The sequence below is a fragment of the Ensifer adhaerens genome (genome assembly GCF_013283195.1).
Classification (GTDB): domain Bacteria; phylum Pseudomonadota; class Alphaproteobacteria; order Rhizobiales; family Rhizobiaceae; genus Ensifer; species Ensifer adhaerens_G.
The window spans coordinates 1-18,993 of the sequence record NZ_JABEKT010000008.1 but is presented as its reverse complement, the minus strand read 5'-3'; the positions used below and the strand labels follow the sequence as shown (position 1 = coordinate 18,993).

Annotated in this window: 13 protein-coding genes; 9 read left to right on the top strand and 4 right to left on the bottom strand. The window is 62.3% G+C overall.

Going from position 1 to position 18,993, the window contains the following annotated elements:
* Positions 1-358: 358 nt before the first annotated feature.
* Positions 359-1,198, bottom strand: coding sequence for an alkaline phosphatase family protein (locus LPJGGPFB_RS32580; RefSeq protein WP_173424056.1), 840 nt, complete (start codon positions 1,196-1,198; stop codon positions 359-361).
* 60 nt (positions 1,199-1,258) lie between these two features.
* Positions 1,259-2,842, bottom strand: coding sequence for an ABC transporter substrate-binding protein (locus LPJGGPFB_RS32575; protein WP_173424055.1), 1,584 nt, complete (start codon positions 2,840-2,842; stop codon positions 1,259-1,261).
* A gap of 132 nt (positions 2,843-2,974) precedes the next feature.
* Here LPJGGPFB_RS32575 and pdxR point away from each other — a divergent pair, with 132 nt between their 5' ends.
* Entirely contained in the window at positions 2,975-4,498 is a 1,524-nt protein-coding gene (gene pdxR, locus LPJGGPFB_RS32570) for a MocR-like pyridoxine biosynthesis transcription factor PdxR (RefSeq protein WP_173424054.1), read from the top strand.
* Positions 4,499-4,571: 73 nt separating this feature from the next.
* On the opposite strand, the gene LPJGGPFB_RS32565 is transcribed toward pdxR, so the two are convergent.
* Positions 4,572-6,674, bottom strand: a complete 2,103-nt coding sequence (locus LPJGGPFB_RS32565) for an oxidoreductase (RefSeq protein WP_173424053.1) — start codon at positions 6,672-6,674, stop codon at positions 4,572-4,574.
* A 244-nt stretch (positions 6,675-6,918) separates the two neighbouring features.
* On the opposite strand from LPJGGPFB_RS32565, the gene LPJGGPFB_RS32560 reads away from it, so the two are divergent.
* Positions 6,919-7,557 (top strand): TetR/AcrR family transcriptional regulator, encoded by a 639-nt coding sequence (locus LPJGGPFB_RS32560; RefSeq protein WP_173424052.1) that lies wholly within the window; start codon positions 6,919-6,921, stop codon positions 7,555-7,557.
* A 90-nt stretch (positions 7,558-7,647) separates the two neighbouring features.
* On the opposite strand, the gene LPJGGPFB_RS32555 is transcribed toward LPJGGPFB_RS32560, so the two are convergent.
* Positions 7,648-9,741: an oxidoreductase gene (locus LPJGGPFB_RS32555; protein ID WP_173424051.1), complete on the bottom strand. Its 2,094-nt coding sequence runs from the start codon at positions 9,739-9,741 to the stop codon at positions 7,648-7,650.
* 584 nt (positions 9,742-10,325) lie between these two features.
* On the opposite strand from LPJGGPFB_RS32555, the gene LPJGGPFB_RS32550 reads away from it, so the two are divergent.
* The 7 genes from LPJGGPFB_RS32550 to LPJGGPFB_RS32520 are packed head-to-tail and all read left to right on the top strand — an operon-like array spanning position 10,326 to position 18,931.
* Positions 10,326-11,588, top strand: a complete 1,263-nt coding sequence (locus tag LPJGGPFB_RS32550; RefSeq protein WP_173424050.1) for an MFS transporter — start codon at positions 10,326-10,328, stop codon at positions 11,586-11,588.
* Positions 11,588-13,603, top strand: coding sequence for a CocE/NonD family hydrolase (locus LPJGGPFB_RS32545; protein ID WP_173424049.1), 2,016 nt, complete (start codon positions 11,588-11,590; stop codon positions 13,601-13,603). Before LPJGGPFB_RS32550 ends, LPJGGPFB_RS32545 begins: the two co-directional genes overlap by 1 nt.
* 30 nt (positions 13,604-13,633) lie before the next feature.
* Entirely contained in the window at positions 13,634-14,581 is a 948-nt protein-coding gene (locus LPJGGPFB_RS32540) for an ABC transporter permease (RefSeq protein ID WP_173424048.1), read from the top strand.
* Positions 14,578-15,483 (top strand): ABC transporter permease, encoded by a 906-nt coding sequence (locus LPJGGPFB_RS32535; RefSeq protein ID WP_234903183.1) that lies wholly within the window; start codon positions 14,578-14,580, stop codon positions 15,481-15,483. Before LPJGGPFB_RS32540 ends, LPJGGPFB_RS32535 begins: the two co-directional genes overlap by 4 nt.
* On the top strand, positions 15,480-16,352 hold the full coding sequence (locus LPJGGPFB_RS32530; RefSeq protein ID WP_173424047.1) for an ABC transporter ATP-binding protein: 873 nt from the start codon (positions 15,480-15,482) through the stop codon (positions 16,350-16,352). Before LPJGGPFB_RS32535 ends, LPJGGPFB_RS32530 begins: the two co-directional genes overlap by 4 nt.
* A complete protein-coding gene (locus LPJGGPFB_RS32525; RefSeq protein ID WP_173424046.1) occupies positions 16,349-17,350 on the top strand; it encodes an ABC transporter ATP-binding protein in 1,002 nt (333 codons plus the stop codon). Before LPJGGPFB_RS32530 ends, LPJGGPFB_RS32525 begins: the two co-directional genes overlap by 4 nt.
* 36 nt (positions 17,351-17,386) lie before the next feature.
* Positions 17,387-18,931, top strand: coding sequence for an ABC transporter substrate-binding protein (locus LPJGGPFB_RS32520; RefSeq protein WP_173424045.1), 1,545 nt, complete (start codon positions 17,387-17,389; stop codon positions 18,929-18,931).
* Positions 18,932-18,993: the final 62 nt, after the last annotated feature.

Below are 18,993 nucleotides of genomic sequence, written 5' to 3'. Positions count from 1 at the left end.
TAGATATTCGCAACAGACGTTGCCGAAAAGGCAACGTTTGGCGGCTGTCGGCCGCAATCGGTTCAACGATTCGTTCGCCCTTGCTTGCGCCACGTTCGCTTGAAATTCCGGCGTGGTGGTCTCGTCACGCTATCCTGACCGTGGTTGCGCCCGACGCGACAGCCTACGCGGATGCACTCTTTTGGCGCCAAATGTCAAAGCTGGCTAGATGCGCGACGCTGTCAGCCAGTTATTAACGCGGCACTGGCACGGACAATCCGTCCTGGCATTTCGAGCAGACGCGCGGCAACGACGATACCGTCACGGCGACACAGGCTCGTTCACTCCGTAGGCCCAAACTCGGTAGACAGTGATCTGCCTATACTAAAAACGGCTTCGACTTCATGCTCTCGGGGAGGTCCACCCCCAGGCGCGACAGCACTGTCGGAGCGAGTTGCAATTGGTGCAGGAGCGTGCCGGCCGGCGGACCTTCGCCGCCACCAAACCAATAGAATGCGAAGTCCTGCATTTCTTCATCGGCGCCGCCATGATGTCCCCGGTTGGTCTGGCCGTGATCGGCCGTTACGATGACCTCGTAGCCTTTCCCACGCCAGCGGGGCAGGAATGCCGCGAGCTGTGCGTCAATGGTGAAGCAAGCATGGTCCATCTGCGAACAATCGTGGCCGAAGCGATGCCCCATGCTGTCGAGCGTGCAGGTGTGCAGAATACCGTAGTCTATCGCATGGCGCTCGGTCAGCATGGTTAGCGTCGCGAAGAGGTCGAGATCGCTGGGCGTCATCTGGTTCTGACGATTGTACCCCGCCATGGTGTGGAAGCGGCCATGATGAATGGGGCCTTCCGCATCGTCATATTCGATGTCGCGCACCATGTCGAAGGGCGCGCGCTGAAAGAAGGTCGACCAGAAGGAATGGGTTACGGCGCCCGTCTTGCCACCGGCCTTGGCCACCTCGGAGAAAATGTCGGGCTGCTCGACGCGAAACAGCGTTTCATTCGAAAGAACGCCATGGACCTGCGGTGGCACACCAGTATGGATCGAAGCGTAGCAGGAGGCGGACGTGGAGGGCAGAACCGAGCGCATCTTCCACACGCGGGCCTCGCCGGCCTCTACCCAGCCTTCCAGATTGCCCATCAGCCGGCGCGCGTTGCGCCAAGGCTGGCCGTCAAGGATGATCAGCAGAAGTTTGTTGCGAAGCGGCATTTCGGTGTCCTTGGCGTGGCGCGCCGCCATCAGGGCGGCGCGTTTGATCCGGGTGCTCGATCAGGCGCTGAGCCAGCAGCGCAACGGCGCGTCGCCGTTCATGAGCTCGCCGGCGGGATTGTCCACCCAGCCCTGGATGCTCTCGCCAACACCGTCGATGAAGTCATTGAACATCGGCGCGATCAGGCCGCCTTCGTCGCGCATCATTTCCGACATGTCGCGATACATCGCCCGCCGCTTTGCCTCATCCAGTTCCGCGCGCGCGGCGACGACCAGCTTATCGAAGGTCTCGTTCTTGAACCGAGTGTCGTTCCAGTCCGCTGACGAGATGTAGCCGGTCGAGTACATCTGATCCTGCGTCGGTCGGCCACCCCAGTAAGACGTCGCGAAGGGCTGGACATTCCAGACGTTCGACCAGTAGCCGTCGCCCGGCTCGCGTTTGACCTCGATATCGATACCGGCCTTGCGTGCACTTTCCTGGTACAGCACCGCGGCATCAACCGCGCCGGGAAACGCCACGTCCGACGTGCGCAGCACGATGCCGCTGCCGTGTCCGGACTTCTTGAAATGGAACGCGGCTTTGTCGGGGTCGTAGGTCCGCTGCTCGATTTCCTCGTAAAGCGGATAGGCCTTGTTGATCGGCGCATCATTGCCGACCGAGCCATAGCCGTGCAGGATGCGCGCAATCATCGTCTCCCGATCCATCGCGTATTTGAGCGCGAGGCGCAGGTCCTTGTTGTTAAAGGGGGCGGTGTCACAGAACATGTTGAAGGGATAAAAGCCGCGGCCGGACACGTTGCGGATGGTCACCCGCGGCATGGTCTTGAGCAGCGCGACGGTTTTCGGCTCGATCCGGTTGATCATGTGCACCTGGCCGCTCTGCAGGGCGGCGATGCGCGCCGTCGCGTCGTTGATGACGACAACTTCGACCTGCTCGGCGAAGCCGACCGTTTCGCTGGCCCAATAGCCTTCAAAGCGGGTCGCATTGTAGCGCACGCCCGCCTCTCGGTCGGCCAGCTTGTAGGGGCCGGTGCCAATCGCCGCCTCGGGATTGTCCTTGCCGCCATTTGGCTGGATCACCAGATGATAGTCGATCATCAGAAACGGCATGTCGGCGTTGGCTTCCTTCAGCGTGAAGACGACGGTCTCTCCGTCCGCCTTGACGGTCTCGATCCCCTTGAGAATACCGAGCGCCCCTGACTTTGCGCTTTCGTCCGAATGCCGCTCGATCGTCGCGACCACGTCTTCGGGCGTCAGCGTCTTGCCATCGTGGAACTGCACGCCCTTGCGGATCTTGAAGGTCCAGGTTTTAGCGTCGGACGAGGCGCTCCATTCTTCGGCAAGAACGGGGATTGACGAACCATCCGGCGCCAGCCAGACGAGGGTCTCGCCCCACAGATGATTGATCAGCGCCGCGACCTGATTGTTGGCAAGCCCGGGATCGAGGCTGTCGGTCGACGCGCCACCCTGCATGCCGATCTTGATCATTCCGCCGCGCACCGGCCCCTCGGCCCTGACGGCTGTCGAGAGCAAGGATCCCGCCGCAACGAGGCCGACCCCGAACGCAGCGCTGCGCCCGAGAAAGTCGCGGCGCGACATCCGGCCCTTCGCAACGAGGCCGGAAAGATATTTGAGTTCATCCATCGATAGTCCCCCGATACGGCCGAACTGGCCTGGCCCGCGGTTCGCCCAGCGGCGCCTTTGCTTGACCCGACGGATATTAATCGCCAAGAATGCTGCATACATGTCCAGAAATGGCAAAAATGACCAGTCCACTTGTCATCGCTGGGACACACCCCATGGAGGCGCGCCATCGCCCGCACGATCGACGGATCCAGCCTGGACGGATTGATACTCGAAGCCGACAGCGCACGACCTCTGTACCTCCAGCTCTACGACGGCTTGCGGGAGATGATCCTGTCGGGCGCGCTTCCCGGCGGGATGCGCATCCCTTCGTCACGCGTCCTGTCGGAAAGTCTCGGCATTTCCCGCTTCACGGTGGTGACCGCACTCGACCAGCTTGTCGCGGAAGGCTATCTCAATTCTGCGCGCGGCAGCGGCACCTATGTGGAGACGGTTCCTCGACGCCAACAGGGCAATCCGAAAACACCTTCAGAAGGCGACGTCGCAACGCCGGACCGGTTCGAAAACCTGCTGTCGAAGCGTGGGCAGGCACTGAAATGGCGCACGTCCCTGACCCTCAATGACGGGTCGCAACTCCTGCACATGGCGACCCCCGATCACCGGCTATTTCCGGTGCAAATCTGGTCTCAGTTGACGAAAGAGGTCTATGCGCAAGGCGATTTCCGGATCGTCAATTATCGGGAGATCCTGCGTCCATCCCTGCTCGAAGAGCAGATCGCCCGGCATATCGCCGTCAGCCGCGGCATCCGATGCGAGCCGGAAGAAGTGGTGACCACGCTCGGTGCGCATCATGCCGTCACGCTTTTGGCCGAGCTGCTGCTCGACCCCGGCGACACCGTTGCTTTCGAGGAACCCGGGATGGCGGCAATCAGGTCGATTTTCCAGTCATCCGGTTGCAAGATCGAGCCAATGCATGTCGATGCGTCGGGGCCGGACCCGCAGACGGTTGCCAGCCGCGAGGTCAAGCTCGCCTTCGTCACGGCTGCCAAGCAGCAGCCGATGACGATCGCGATGCCGATGAAGCGAAAGCTGGAACTGCTGCATTGGGCGGCCGACCGCGAGACGCTGATCGTCGAGGACGATCTGGGTAGCGAATTTCGCTATCGGGGTGGACCGATCCCACCGCTGAAAGCGCTCGATCAAGCGGGCCAGGTCATTTATGTCGGTGCCTTCAGCATGACGCTGCTGCAATCCCTCCGCGTCGGTTACATGATCATGCCAAGGGCGCTTGCGGAAAAATGCCGCCGGCTGATCCAGGTTCGCTACAGGGCGTTGCCGCAATTCACCGAACAGATCGTCGGCCGCCTTATTGAGGACGGCCATTATGTTCGCCACCTGCATCGGATGCGCCGGATCTACGCCAAGCGCCAGAACTTCCTTCTACAAATTCTGCGCTCCGATTTTGCCGACATCTTCGAGCCGCCCGAGTTCGCATCGGGCTTCTACAATCTCTGTTATTTCAGGGATCAGTCGGTGGATGAGGATGCCGTGCTGATCCGTTGCCGCCAGCACAATCTCGGCGTCGAACAACTGTCCTACTACTACGCAAACCGGACATCGCCGCGGAAGGCCCTTCTGGTCGGCTTCGCCGCATCGACAGAGGATGAAATTGAATTCGCAACGAAATTGCTGAGGCGCTGTTTGGATGCGACATAACGGCGTCGTGAACACGGCCCATGCCTTTCGGCGCGGATCGAGCGCGCGCCGAAAGGCGGTCGTGACCGTGTCGTCATTCCGCCGCGTCTGCCTGTTCAAAGCCGGATTCACAGTCTGTAATCGGCGTGTCGCGCAGATACAGCCTGTGTCCGTCCCTTTGACCAAGCTCCCGGGCGGCCTTGTGGCCGCTGTGCACCGCATGGGCGATCGCACCGGGTGCGACAGCATCGCCAATTGTCGTGACGCTGGCGATTCCGGCCGCCTCTACCTCCGCCCGTCGGAGATCCAGGGCCTCGCGGAGGGTGCTGCGCGGCCGGCGCAGGCCCACGATCAAGATCGAGCGGCAATGCATTGCCGTTTCCTCGCCGGTGAACACATGGGCAAGCGTGGCCATTTCGCCGACGAAACCGGTGACCGTCTGCAGGGTTGTAACGGGGATCCGGCGCCGCAGCAGGGCGCGGTGCACCAGCGGCAGCTCGTTCGTCATGATCGTCCAGGCTGATGCTTGGCCGGCGGGGGTCACATAGGAAACCTCAAGGCCCTTGGCGGCCAGATACTCCGCCAGGACGCCGCCGTAATAATAGTTGTCGAAATCGAAGACGAGCACCGGTCCTGCCGGCAAGCGTCCCGCAGCGATGTCATCGGGTGTATAGACAGCAGGATGCTCCAATGGGCCGACCGGGATTTCCAGTGTCGAATAGAGCATGCGGGTCCACGCGGCGCCCGTTGCGAGAATGAGGTGATCTGGGGCAAGCTCGAGGATATCGTCGACGCCAAGCGGGCTTTCCAGATACATGGACACATTTGGAAGATCGGCGAGACGGCCAAGGCGGTAGTCCACGACCCGGTTCCAGGCCGCAAGCCCTGGTAGCGTCTTTTCAAAGCTCAGTCGCCCACCCCAGTTCGCCCCGGCATCGGCAAGCGTTACCTCATGGCCCTGGCGCGCAGCGGTGAGCGCGCATTCGAGACCGGAGGGACCTCCGCCAACGATCAGGACTTTCTCGCGCTTGCGGGCAGGTGCAATCCGCTCCGGATGCCATCCGCGACGCCATTCCTCGCCTGCGGTCGGGTTCTGCGTGCAGCGAACGGGGACGCCGTCATGCCAGCTCGAAATGCAGATGTTGCAGCCGATACACTCGCGGATCTCCTCGATGCGCCCCTCCCTGATCTTGTTCGGCAGGAACGGATCGGCGATCGAGGGACGGGCGCCGCCGATCAGGTCGAGAACGCCCCGACGAACCTGGGAGACCATCGTGTCCGGTGACGTGAAACGGCCGACGCCGACGACAGGCTTGTCCGTCATCCGCTTCACGAAATCGATTACCGGCTCATGGCTGCCTTCGCCGGTGAAACGCGAGGCGGAACAGTCTGTCGGGCTTGAATCCATCTTCACATCGAAGAGATCGGCATGGTCGGAGAGGAGCGAGATCAATTCATGTGCCTCGGATTCCTGATGCGTGCCCGGCCGGCCGCGCAATTCCTCCAAGCTGACTCGCAGCGCCACACCGCAATCGGTGCCGACCGCCTCCCGTGTCACCTCAAGCAGTTCGCGCACGAAGCGGATGCGGTTTTCAATCGGTCCGCCATACTCGTCGCAACGATGATTGTAATCGGGCAGCAGAAACTCGTAACCGAGATAGCCCATGCCGGCATAGACATAGACGATGTCGAAGCCGGCGCTGCGCGCCTTGCGAGCGCCTTCCGCCTGCCATCGCAGAACGTCGCGGATATCCGTTTTGTCCATGACGCGCGGGCGCAGATTGCCCATGAAGCCGACATGCGTCGCCATCCAGGGGATACCCGAGGGCGACAGTGGCGGCAGGCGGCTCGCCCGGTTCATCACCGCCGCGCCGCCGTGCCAAAGCTCCACGCCCGCAAGCGAGCCGTGGCGATGGACTGCCTCCGTCATCAAGGCGTGTGCGCGAATGTCGTTACGGTCCCAGAGCGTGGCGAAAGGCAGCGGTGTATCGTCCGAACTCGGGTCGATGGAACAGGCGCCCGTACAGATCACGCCCCACCCGCCCTCGGCCTTCGTCTCACGGAATGCGGCGCGCACCCGTGGTAGGGCATTGGTCATGCCGCTGGCATGCGGCACCTGGTAGAATCGGTTTGGCGCCGTGACCGGGCCGATCCGCACAGGTTCGAACAGCACATCGTAGCGAGCATCTCGCGTCATGCTTCCAGTCCTCGTTCCCCGCCCGCCATGTATTGGCAGGTCATTGGCGACAGGATAGGCACTGAGCACGTCACTTCGCAAGTGAAATTATAAGATCGTATAACAAGTATAATTATCGTTTTATCGCAATATGATATTGCATATTTTCGTCGATGATACACAGTGGTTGTCCGGCTGATTGAGATCCCCTCCGGTAAAGGGCGGGGCATCACGCACAGCTCGGCAGACAAGAGGCAGGGGCGCATTGGCAAGAAAAGTCGTAGCAAAGGGCAGGGCGCGTTTTCACCGGGAAACGCCCGAGGACCGACGTCGGCAGCTTGGCGAAGCGGCGCTTCGCTGCATCGTCAAACATGGCAATGCCGGCGTTTCCGTCCGGCAAATCGCGGCGGAAGCGGGTGTGACGCAGGGCTTGATCACACACCATTTCGGCGAGATCAACGAACTCGTCGCCTATGCTTTCGACATCATGTCCGAAGGGCTGCTGCAATCGCTGCTGAAAGCCGTCGCAGATGCCGAACCAACGCCGCAAAAGCGCCTGGACGCCTTCATCAACGTGTCCTTCTCTCCCATGCTGTTCGATCGCGGCGTGCTCGGTGTCTGGGTGGTGTTCTGGGGACTCGTTCTCCATTCCCCGCGCATGAGTGCCTCGCAGCAGGGCGAGTATTCCAACTATGTCGGTGCCATCGAAGGGTTGCTCGGCGATCTCGCCGCCGACGAGGGGTTCGGGATCGCCGACATTCGCCTGAGCGCCATCGCCTTTACAGCACTCCTCGATGGCCTCTGGCTCGCCTGGTGCCTCAACCCGGCCTCCTTCAAGCCTGAGGAAGGCATGCAGCTCTGCCGCAACTGGGTCGAAGGCTTACGCCGAGGTGCTTACGCATAACCGAAGCGTCTGGCCGCAACTGGTGATCAGAATAGCACCCGTGGCGACCATGCCAATAGGCCGCTCCCCCCTCACTGACTAAAGGCTACCTCATGAAGATGGGAGGTCTTGGAGCGTTGCGATGTCCTCCCGAAGGAAGGGGACGCGATCGCTATCGACTTGTTGCTGATAGGTGCGGGCATACTGGTGACCCGAGTAGACGGCGGCAGCGATCAGGCCGGGGGCCAGGCAGTCGCCGAGCCGGACAACCGTCTTGATGCCGGCATCGGCCCAATCCGCTTCCCGGGCTTTCAAGTCTCGCCAGAGGGTTTCGTCAGGCAATCGCGCCGTGACCGGGACGAGTGTGCCGCAGTCGATCGACCGGATCTTACCGCTGTAGACGCAGGCGAGGTCGAGTCGATCCTTGGTTCGGCCGGCAAGGCTCATGGCGGGGATGATCTCGACGCCAAGATCTATGAGACGCTTCTGCACGCGTCCCTGTTCCAAGGTATTCTTGCTCCAGGGCGAAACCTGTGGTTCGGGCGTGACAAAGGTCACCGGCCGGCCTGCCTTGGCCAGCAGTTCTGCAAGCACGCTGCCCATGTAGAAGCTGTCGTCGTCGAAGACCACGACGGGGCCACGCTCAGAAACCGCCTGGGCGCCTTCGGCAAGGAGGGCATCAGGCGAAACCAGCGCGCCCTCTGCAAGAAATTCGAGCGGCCGCCGGTGGGTGCGACCGACACCATCGCATCGCCAGCTTGCGCCGGTGGCAATCGCGACATGAGGAATGCCATATTGCAGCACATCCTCGGCGCTGAGCGGACTATGAAGATAGAGCTCGGCATTGACCTTGGTGCTCAACTGACCGATGCGCCAATCGCGCACCCGGCCCCAGGTGGCAAGTCCCGGCAACCGGCATTCACGCGCCACCCGTCCGCCCCATTCCCCGCTTCCTTCCGCGAGCACGACATCGACCCCACGCTGCGAAAGCGCGCGTGCCGCCTCCAGGCCTGCGGGTCCTCCGCCGATGATCAGCGCGGGTTCGGGTGCGGGCATTGATGCGATGATCTCTGGGTGCCAGCCCTTGCGCCATTCCTCCCCGATCGTCGGGTTCTGCGTACAGCGCATGGGCACATTGGTATTGTCGCCGGAAGCGCAGATGTTGCAACCGATGCATTCGCGGATGTCGTCGATGCGGCCTTCCTCGATCTTCTTCGGCAGATAGGGATCGGCGATCGACGGGCGTGCCGCACCGATGAAGTCGAGGACACCCTGGCGAACTACCCGTACCATGCTGTCCGGCGAGGTATAGCGCCCGACGCCGACCACGGGCTTGGTCGTGACGGATTTGACGAAGCGGATGTAGGGCTCCTGGTAGCCTTCCTCGGAGAAGCGAGCGGTCTGGCTGTCGTTCGACCAATCGGAGAGGTTGACGTCCCAGAGGTCCGGAAGCTCGGCGAGCGCCGCGATGATGTCCTTGCCTTCCCCCTCGCTGGTAATCCCGGCGGGTCCCATCAGTTCGTCGACGGCCAGGCGCACGGCGAGCGCACAGGTGTCTCCGATCGCCTCCCGTGTATCCTCCATGATTTCGCGAAACAGCCGCAACCGGTTTTCGAAGGAGCCGCCATACTCGTCGCTGCGGTCGTTGTGGCGGCGGGACAGGAAGTGTTGAAGCACGCTCATGTCATGGCCAGCATAGAGATAGACGATATCGAATCCGGCTTTCCTGGCACGCAATGCCGCATTGCGGTACCAGCGGCGCATATCGGCGATGTCGGCCTTGTCCATGGCGCGCGCCTGAACAGGGTCGAGGCTGTCGCTGACGGCATGGGACGGGGCAAGCGGGATCATCCGGCTAAACCGATTGGCGACATGCAGGCCGTTGTGAACCAGCTGGATGGCCGCGAGGCTGCCATGGTCATGGATGCGCGCGGTGACGGCGGAAAGGGCCGGCAGGTCACCTTCGTCCCAAAGGCGCGCCTCATTTGCCGGCGTCAGATCCGAGGTCGGGTGGATTTCCGCCTCCTGGGTGGAGACGACTGCCCAGCCGCCCTCGGCCTTCATGCCACGCAGATGGGCCTCGGCATTCGGATAGCGGTAGCCCATGCCGGAACAGTGCGGCACCTGATAGAAGCGGTTGCGCGCCGTGACCGGGCCGATCTTGACGGGTTCGAAGAGAATATTGAAGCGGGGGTCTCTGGGCATCATCACTACCATGGATAGAATTGTTCTTTGGACAGCGCTGGCCGCTGCGGTTCCGAAAGGCCAGCATAGCCCGGCGCCTTCACCATGCAAGATCATTGCTATACAAACGTATAATTTGCGGCATGGCAAATTGTTTTGAGGTCATTTCGTTTCGTCATGATCCCCTTTGGATTGGAGCGACTCCCTCCAACACAGACCTGGAGCAAGCTCCCATTCTCAACGTTAAACGACGTAAAAACAGCAGCTTGTGCGACAGATCGATGTGCCGTCTCATGGGTGATCATAGGTGTAGGCGCATTGCTGGATTGGTTGCTCGAACATCGAATGAAATGCCATAAATTACATGTTATCAATTACTTCCAGCATTAATTATAAGATCGTATAATTTCTCTTGCGCCAATTTTCAGTTTGTGCGTAATTTGATGCACGACAAAACACTGTCCGGGCCACGATGCGCCGGACGAAAAAGGGTCCTGGCACGCCAAGGTGAATTCCACCTGTGGCTGCAGGCCTGCACATTCGTAATTTGCCTTTAGTGGTCGCTGTTGGAGGCTTGCCGGCTCCCGCAGGGAAGGAGCCGTGTCATGAGTCAGGTGCAAAGCTTGCCTGTTTGGTCGATCGCGTCACCGCTTGCCGGCGGTGCGCTCCATGCGGCCGGGTCGGGCCTGTTTCATACCCTGTTGCCGTTGCGGCTGGTTTCGGCCGGCGACGGCGCCAGCATCGTCGGCCTTGCCGTCATGGCCGAAAGCGCCGGGTTTCTCGTCGGCTGCGTTGGCTCCACACGCCTCATTCGCTCAGTCGGTGAAGTGCGCGCCTATGCGGCCTTTTCGGCGCTGGCGGCGGTCCTTCTTCTTTCCATAGCGTTCAATCCCGGCATCGCCGCGCTCATGGCGGTGATGGCGGTGATGGGCTTCGTCAACGCCGGCCAGACAGTCATCATCGAAAGCTGGCTGAACGCCATGGTGCCGAACAGCGGGCGCGGGCGGGCGCTGACACTCTATGTGCTGGTCATCGGTCTCTTCTACGGGCTCGGGCAACTGCTTGCGCGGGATATCGATCCCGGTGGCAACGACATGCTGATGTTTTCCGCCGCCTTTTACGTGCTGGCGCTGGTGCCGGTCACCGCCATCTGGGTGGGTGAACCGCAATTGCACGCGCCAGTCGGCATTCACATCCTGCGGGCGTTCCGCACCTCTCCGCTCGGGGCCTTCGCCTGCCTTCTAACAGGGCTCGTATCCTCGACCTTCGCCAATATCGGCTCGCTCTACGTGCTCGATCTCGGCTTCACCCAGGACCGCATCGCTCTCCTGATGTCGGCGGTCGTGCTCGGCGCTCTCTTCCTGCAATTCCCGCTCGGCGCGCTGTCCGACAAACTCGACCGCACCAACATGATGCTGACGCTCGCCGTCGTTCTCGTCGTCGTGTGTGGGTTGTTCTTCACAATCAGCGTTGCAACACCCTTCTGGATGCTACTGATCCTGTTTTCAGTCTTCGGCGGCATTTCCGAGATTTTCTATCCGCTAGGCGTCGCGCACGCCAACGATCGCGCCGAGCCTGCCGATTTCGTCCCACTCTCGTCGAATCTGCTTTTGATTTGGGCTTTCGGCGGCACGCTCGGTCCGATGATCGGCGCGACCGGGATCGAGCACTACGGAGCGAACGCCTTCTTCTGGTACGCCGGCGCGCTCTCCATCGCCTTCGCCTTGTTTGCTCTTTGGCGCCGCCTGCGGCGGGCCGGCGTGAAGCGGCGCAAGGATTTCCTCACCTACCCACAGACCTCGCCCGAGGTCTACCAATGGCTGCCTGCCGCCGACAACCAGTCCCCCGAGAAGAACGAGAAGCCGTGATGTCCGTTGTCACCTCCTTTCCACGCGCCGTGCGCTGTCTTGATCCCGTTTTCATCTCGATGCGTGACGGTTGCCGCCTGGCGGCGACGATCTGGTTACCTGAAGATGCCGAGGTGTCGCCGGTGCCGGCGATCCTCGAACTCATTCCCTATCGCCGTCGCGATGGCACGGTGTTCCGCGACGTCAAGATGCACCCCTATGTCGCCGGCCACGGCTTTGCCTGTTGCCGGGTCGACATTCGCGGTTCTGGCGACAGTGAAGGCATTCTGACCGACGAATATACCGAGCAGGAATTCGACGATGCCGAGGACGTCATCGCGTGGCTCGCCACTCAGCCCTGGTCCACCGGCGCGGTCGGCATGACCGGCATTTCCTGGGGCGGTTTCAACGCCTTGCAGGTTGCAGCCCGTCGGCCACCGGCACTGAAGGCGGTGATCGCACTCTGCTGCTCCGATGACCGTTATGCCGACGATGTACACTACAACGGCGGCTGTCTTCTCACCGAGGATGCCATGTGGTCGTCCTTCATCCTCGGACTTGGCGCCCTGCCGCCGGATCCGCAGATGGTCGGCGAGCGCTGGCGCGAAATGTGGATGGAGCGGCTGGAGGCTTCCAGCTGCTGGTCCGACATTTGGCTGGAACACCAGCGGCGCGATGCCTACTGGCAGCGCGGCTCGATCTGCGAAGATTTCTCCAAGGTGGACATCCCGGTCTACGCCATCAGCGGATGGGACGACACCTACTTCAACGCAGTGCCGCGGCTTCTGGAAAACCTGCCGGGGCCACGCAAGGGGCTCGTCGGCCCGTGGTCGCATGCCTACCCCTTTCTCGGCGAGCCGGGACCGGCGATCGGTTACATGCAGGAGGCCATCCGCTGGTGGCGGCAATGGCTCTGCGGCATCGAAACCGGCATCATGGAGGAGCCGGCCTATACGGCCTGGATCATCGAGCCGCACCAACCGGCGCCTTTCTACGCTGATCACCCCGGTCGCTGGGTCGGCGAAGAAGCCTGGCCGTCGCCGAACGTTGAGACCCGCACCTTGCATCTGAACGCAGTGGGGCTGGCCGACGAGCCCGTTCCCGGCGAGGCGCTTGTCCTCTCGACACCCACCGTGACGATGCAGGATTTCGGCCGCTTTGGCGGCTACGGCGGCGATGCACCCGACATGGCGCTCGATCAGCGGCGGGAAGATGGTCTGGGCCTGGCCTTCGACACCTGTCCGCTCGCTGCCGGCTTCGATATGCTCGGAGCGCCGGAACTCGAGATCCGCGGCACCTGCGATGTCGCCAATGCCCAGCTCGTCGCGAAGATCTGCGATGTCGCGCCTGACGGTACTTCGACACTGGTCACGTGGGGTTGCCTCAATCTCACCCACCGCAACAGTCACGAGAAACCGCAAGCTCTGCAGCCGGGCGAGATGTTCACCGCCCGCATCACTCTTGGCCATATCGGCCGCCGTTTCCCAGCCGGTCACCGTCTCCGGCTGGTGTTGACGACACAACTCTGGCCGATCCTATGGCCGTCACCGGAGCGGCCAACGATCTCGCTGGCAACGGGTGCAGCCAAGCTCTCCATTCCCGTACGGAAGTCGATGGCGGGAGAGGCGACGCCGACCTTCGCCCCGGTCGAGATCGCACCGCCGCTTGAGGTCATTGAGATCGCGCCGATGCAACATCGCCGCGAAATCCATCGTGACGTCGGCCCCGGTCGCGAGGCGATCGTGCTCACAAGCGATTTTGGCAGGTACAGGCTACCGGACCGATCGATCGTGACCGCCGCCAGTGTGATCGACCGCATGGAGCTGACCGACAGCGACCCGCTTTCGGCCGCGTTGGAGACGGGCTGGCAGATGGCTTTCGCCAGCGGCGACGCTGACGTCGAGACCCGATCGAAAGTCACGTTGACGTCGACCGCAACCCAGTTTCGCCTGCATTGGCACCTTCTGGCGCTGGAGCGGGGAGAGGTCGTCTTCGAACGCGCGGGCGAACGAGATATCGACCGGGACCACCTCTAGCTCCGGTCAACCAAAACAAAGGGGGGAACCATGACATTCTTCATTCTGCGGCGGGTAGGGCTTGGCATCGCCATCCTCTTCGTTGTCGCGCTCATGCTCTTCAGCCTGATGCACATGATCCCGGGCGATCCGGCGGTCGTGGCACTGGGCGCTCGCTCGACGCCGGAAATGCGCCTTGCCTTCCACGAGATGATGGGCCTCGACCGTCCGTTCTATGAACAGCTTGGCCTGTTTATCGGCAGGCTCTCCGTCGGCGATCTCGGCGAGGACGTGTGGAGCCGGCGACCGGTGCTGACGATGATCGCCGAGGTGATGCCGCACACGATCACGCTCGCGCTTGCAAGCTTTGCCTGGGCCGTCGCGCTCGGCGTTGCCCTCGGCTGTCTTGCGGTGCTCTATCGCGGACGCTGGCCGGACTGGCTGATCGGCCTGCTCTCCATCGGCTTCGTCGCCGTGCCGTCCTTCGTCGTCTCGCTTTATACGCTGCTGCTCTTCGCCGTGACGCTGAACTGGCTGCCGGCAATTGGCGCCGGCGAGATGTCCGATCCGCTCGGCTATCTCAAGGCCCTGATCTTGCCGTCCTTCGCGATCGGCCTCGGCTGGGTCGGCTACGTCTCGCGCATTGTGCGCGCCGCGATGATCGAGGCGATGAACGAGCCCTATGTGCGCACGCTGCAATCCTTCGGCGTGGGGCAGCGCCGGGTGGTCCTGCGCTACGCGCTTCGCCAGTCCATGCTGTCCGTCCTCTCGGTCATCGCCATCGGCTTTGGCGGCCTTCTGACTGGCTCGGTCTTCGCGGAGATCGTCTTTTCGCGACCGGGTCTCGGCAAGATGACCTATGACGCCGTCATCACCCGAAATTTCCCTGTGGTCATGGGCACCGTCATGGTGACCGCCGCCCTCTATATCGCCTGCATGATCTGCGCCGATATCCTCGCGGCTCTGCTGGATCCGCGCGTGAAGAGGGCCCTTCAATGAGCGAGGCAGTCTCCAACATGCATGTCGCCAGCGGCTTCAACCAGAGACGATCGTTGCGGATCGCACGCACGCTGCGCCAGATCCATTCCACGCCACTGGGCGCCATCGGCGTGGTGCTTGTCACCCTGATCGTGCTCGTCGCGGCGCTGGCGCCCTGGATCGCCCCCTATTCGCCGACCGCAATCAGCGTGACCGAGCGTCTCGCCGGCCCGTCGGCTGCCCATTGGCTGGGCACCGACCAGCTGGGCCGCGATCTCTTCACCCGCGTCATTCTCGGCACGCGCACGGCAATGACGGTCGCGCTGGTTTCGCTCACTGCCGCTCTTGCCGCCGCCATTCCACTCGGCTTGATTGCCGGATACGGCCCGCGCTGGCTGGATGGCCTGCTGGTCCTCGTCTTCGACAGCCTTAGCTCGTTGCCGATGATCATGTTCGGCCTGGCAATCGTCGTGCTGCTCGGACCCGGCGTCTCCACGGTGATCCTGGTCATCGTCGCCTATTCCGTCCCGTCCTATGCACGGCTTGTGCGCGCGCAGACGCTCAGCCTCAAGGCACGGGATTTCATCCGGGCAGAGCAGGTGATGAACGCCTCCAGCCTGCGCATCCTTTTCGTCCATCTCCTGCCCAACGTCGTCGGACCACTGCTCATTCTTGCCTGCCTCGACCTCTCCACGGTGATCACGCTCGAGGCCGGGCTGTCGTTCCTCGGCCTCGGCGTCAAGCCGCAAGTACCGAGCTGGGGCAACATCCTGTCCGATGGCTTCTCGGTGATCCGCAACACACCGGTGCCGGTCCTCGTCGGCAGCATACCCATCGTGCTTGCAACGATCGGCTTCACCTTCTTCGGCGAGGCGCTACGCGATGCGCTCGATCCCAAGCTCGCAACGGAGAAATCGGCATGAGCACCGAGCAACAACAGACGCGCCCGGTGCTTGAGATCGACGAACTGTCGATCTCCTATGGCGGAAGGCCCGCGGTCTCGAATGTCAATCTCACCATCCAGCCGGGCGAGATCGTCGGCATCATCGGCGAGAGCGGCTCGGGCAAGTCGACACTTGCCCATGCCATTCTCGGCCTGCTGCCCTCATCGGCCACCGTCAGCGGCAGGGCCCTCTCGCTCGCCGGCAAGAATCTGCTCGGCGCTGACGGGCCGGCGTTCCGGTCCGTTCGCGGACCGGGGGCCGCCATGGTCTTCCAGAACCCGATGACAACCTTCAGCCCGCTGCACCGGTTGGGCGATCAGCTCACGGACCTCCTGTGGCGCGGGACGAGTTTGTCCAAGGAGGAGAAGCGGCAGCGGATCGTCGCCGTCTTCAGGCAGGTCGGGCTTTCGAACGCTGCCGGGCGGTTGTCGAACTACCCGTTCGAACTCTCCGGCGGCATGCTCCAGCGTGTTGCCATCGCCGCAGCGCTGATGATGCGGCCATCGCTTTTGATCGCCGACGAACCGACGACCGCCCTCGACGTCACCATGGAGGCGCAGATCCTCCACCTGATCCGGGAGCTGCGCGCCGAGGCGGGTGTCGCGGTCCTGATGATTTCCCACCATCTCGGCGTCATCGCCGAAATCTGCGATCGCGTGGTCGTCATGTATGCCGGCCGCGTGGTCGAGCAAGGCCCGGTCGAGGCCATTTTTGCGAACCCGACGCACCCCTACACCAAGGCACTCTTTGCGTGCGAGCCGGCGCTGATCGCGCCCGGCGTGAACCGCATGCCGGTCATCGACCACGAGGCCCTGCGCCGTCACGCAGACGAGAGGAAAACGGCATGACGAAACAGACACCCATTCTCGAGGCGCGCGGCCTCGGCATCGCCGTCGGTACGGGCGGTGGCATCTTCTTCGCCGGGCGCAAACTCGACATTGTCATGGATGTTTCTCTGTCGCTCCGGCCCGGCAAGATCGTCTGTGTCGTGGGTGAAAGCGGTTCGGGCAAGACCACGCTCGGCATGGCGCTTGTCGGTCTGACGCCGCCGACGACAGGCGAAATCCGTTTCGACGGCGCCCCCCTTCAGGACTTCTCGAAGGCAAGCTTCAGACCGATCCGCGACAAGAGCGCGCTGCTCTTTCAGGACCCGGCCTCCTCCTTCAATCCGCGGCAACGCATCGGCGACATCATTGCCGAACCCCGTCGAATTTCCGGCGAGGGCGCAACGACGTCCGAGGCCATTGCCTCCCTGGCGCAGCTTGCCGGATTGCCATCCTCTCTGCTTTCCCGCTTTCCCCATGCCCTTTCCGGCGGCCAGGCGCGTCGCGCTGCGGTTGCACGGGCTCTCTCCGTCGTCCCGCGCCTGATCGTTGCGGACGAACCGACGGCCGGTCTCGACGTTTCCGTGCAGGGCGGAGTGATGAACCTCTTCCTGGACATCCGCGAGAAACACGACACCGCCTTCCTGATCATCACCCACAATCTAGCCGTGGCGCGGCACATCTCCGACGAGCTTGTCATCATGTATCTCGGGCGTGTCGTCGAAAGCGGGCCAACGGCGGAAATCTTCCGCAATCCCCAGCACCCCTACACAAAGGCGCTGCTCGACAGCGAACCGGTGCCGGATCCGAGGCATCGGCGAAACGAGCCGCCTGTGATCGGCGAAGTGCCGAGCATCTTCGCCCGTCCATCCGGCTGTGAATTCCACGAGCGGTGCCGTTTTGCCCAGAGCCTATGCCGAAGCGAGGCTCCGCGGGAGACCGCCGGAGCGAACGGCCAGCGGGTGCGCTGTCATTTTCCGATAGGGCAGGCCGTGGGCGAACCAGCACTCGCCATCGCCTGACCCTATCGAACCACCATCTGAGGAGGGAGAATTCAGATGTCCATGAACAGACGACAATTCCTGACAGTATCGGCCGCCGCCGCAGGGGCGCTGATGCTCAGACCACGCCTTTCCTATGCCATCGATGGCGACACGCTTGTCGTGCGCGGCGGCACTGATATCCAGATCCTCGACCCCGCTTTCCAAAACGGGTCGCTGGAGGAGGAGATCGGCCGGTGCATCTACCCTTCGCTCAATCGCCTCAACGACGTGCGTGCGACGCCCGGCTGGCAGGCCTATGCCGCCAAAAGCCTTGTGCAGAAGTCGCCGACGGAAATCGAGTTCGAGCTGCACGACTGGCTGGAGTGGACTGACGGTTTCGGGCCGGTGACCGCCGAGGACGTGAAGTATTCCTTCGAACGTGTTGCGACGCCCGCCAACAATTCCCCCTGGGCCTATGCCTTCGACACGATGGAGACGGTCGAGGTGACGGGCGAGCGCACGGGGATCATCCGGCTGAAGACACCGTCCGTCCCGTTCTGGGTGACGACGCTGCCCTATTACATGGGTCATATCGTCAGCCGGAAGGCCGTCGAGAAGGTTGGCGGCAAGTTCACAACGGAACCGCCGGCAACGGCCGGGCCGTACCGGATCGAAGCATGGGTGCCGAAGCAGTCGCTGCTGCTCACGCGCAACCCGGCCTGGAAGGGCGCTCAGCCGGCATTCCCGGCGGTGAAGTTCGAAATCGTGCTCGACGACGAGGCAGCGGCGCTCGCCTACGAGGCGAAGGCGGTCTCCTATACCAAGGTCAGCCTCAATACACTGGCGACGTATCGCGACAGGTTGCCGGAAGGAAGCGACCTCATCGAAATGAATGGCAGCCGGCTGATCTGGCTGAGCCTCAACCTCACAAACCCGAAATTCGCCGACGAGCGGGTGCGCCGCGCGATCCAGCATGCAATCGACGTCAGCCAGATCATGGCCGGATCCTATTCCGATCTGGCCCAACCGGCGACCGGCGTCGTCCCGCCCGGCATGATCGGCCATCGCGAAGCGATCCTTTACGCACCGGATATGGAAAAGGCGCAGGCGCTTCTGGAGGAGGCTGGGGTTTCCGATCTCAGCATCACGCTTTCGGCGCTGAATGACAAGACGAGCCTCTTGACCTGCCAGATCGTGCAGGCACTGCTCAGCGTCATCGGGGTGAATGTGGAGATCAATGCCGTCGACGACGCCGTTTTCTGGACGCTGGGCGACAAGGCACCGGACGGCAGCAACGCACTTGAGATGGTGCTGATGAATTTCGCAGGTGGCGTCGATCCGGCGGAAAACCTCGCCTGGTTCCGTCCCTCGCAGATCGGCCAGCTCAACTGGTCGCAGTTTGACAGTCCGGACTTCGAAAACCTCTATCTGCAAGCAATGGCCGAGCCGGACCAGGCCAAACGCAACACGATGTATCAAAAGATGCAGGACCTGATGGAGCAGTCGGGCGGCTTCGTTTTCCTGACCCATGAGACTTTCGCCGCCGTGGCGCGACAGGGCATCAAGCCTTTCCTGCTGGCGGATGGCTACATCGACATTCCCCGGTTCGAAAAGGCGTAAGGAGCAACCATGAAAATACTTGTGACGGTTAAGCGGGTGGTTGACTACAACGTCAAGATCCG

Excerpts from the sequence above, each read along its gene's own strand:
- LPJGGPFB_RS32580 (WP_173424056.1), bottom strand. The coding sequence starts at position 1,198 with ATGCCGCTTCGCAACAAACTTCTGCTGATCATCCTTGACGGCCAGCCT.
- LPJGGPFB_RS32575 (WP_173424055.1), bottom strand. The coding sequence starts at position 2,842 with ATGGATGAACTCAAATATCTTTCCGGCCTCGTTGCGAAGGGCCGGATG.
- LPJGGPFB_RS32565 (WP_173424053.1), bottom strand. The coding sequence starts at position 6,674 with ATGACGCGAGATGCTCGCTACGATGTGCTGTTCGAACCTGTGCGGATC.
- LPJGGPFB_RS32555 (WP_173424051.1), bottom strand. The coding sequence starts at position 9,741 with ATGCCCAGAGACCCCCGCTTCAATATTCTCTTCGAACCCGTCAAGATC.
- LPJGGPFB_RS32550 (WP_173424050.1), top strand. The coding sequence starts at position 10,326 with ATGAGTCAGGTGCAAAGCTTGCCTGTTTGGTCGATCGCGTCACCGCTT.
- LPJGGPFB_RS32545 (WP_173424049.1), top strand. The coding sequence starts at position 11,588 with ATGTCCGTTGTCACCTCCTTTCCACGCGCCGTGCGCTGTCTTGATCCC.
- LPJGGPFB_RS32540 (WP_173424048.1), top strand. The coding sequence starts at position 13,634 with ATGACATTCTTCATTCTGCGGCGGGTAGGGCTTGGCATCGCCATCCTC.
- LPJGGPFB_RS32535 (WP_234903183.1), top strand. The coding sequence starts at position 14,578 with ATGAGCGAGGCAGTCTCCAACATGCATGTCGCCAGCGGCTTCAACCAG.
- LPJGGPFB_RS32530 (WP_173424047.1), top strand. The coding sequence starts at position 15,480 with ATGAGCACCGAGCAACAACAGACGCGCCCGGTGCTTGAGATCGACGAA.
- LPJGGPFB_RS32525 (WP_173424046.1), top strand. The coding sequence starts at position 16,349 with ATGACGAAACAGACACCCATTCTCGAGGCGCGCGGCCTCGGCATCGCC.
- LPJGGPFB_RS32520 (WP_173424045.1), top strand. The coding sequence starts at position 17,387 with ATGTCCATGAACAGACGACAATTCCTGACAGTATCGGCCGCCGCCGCA.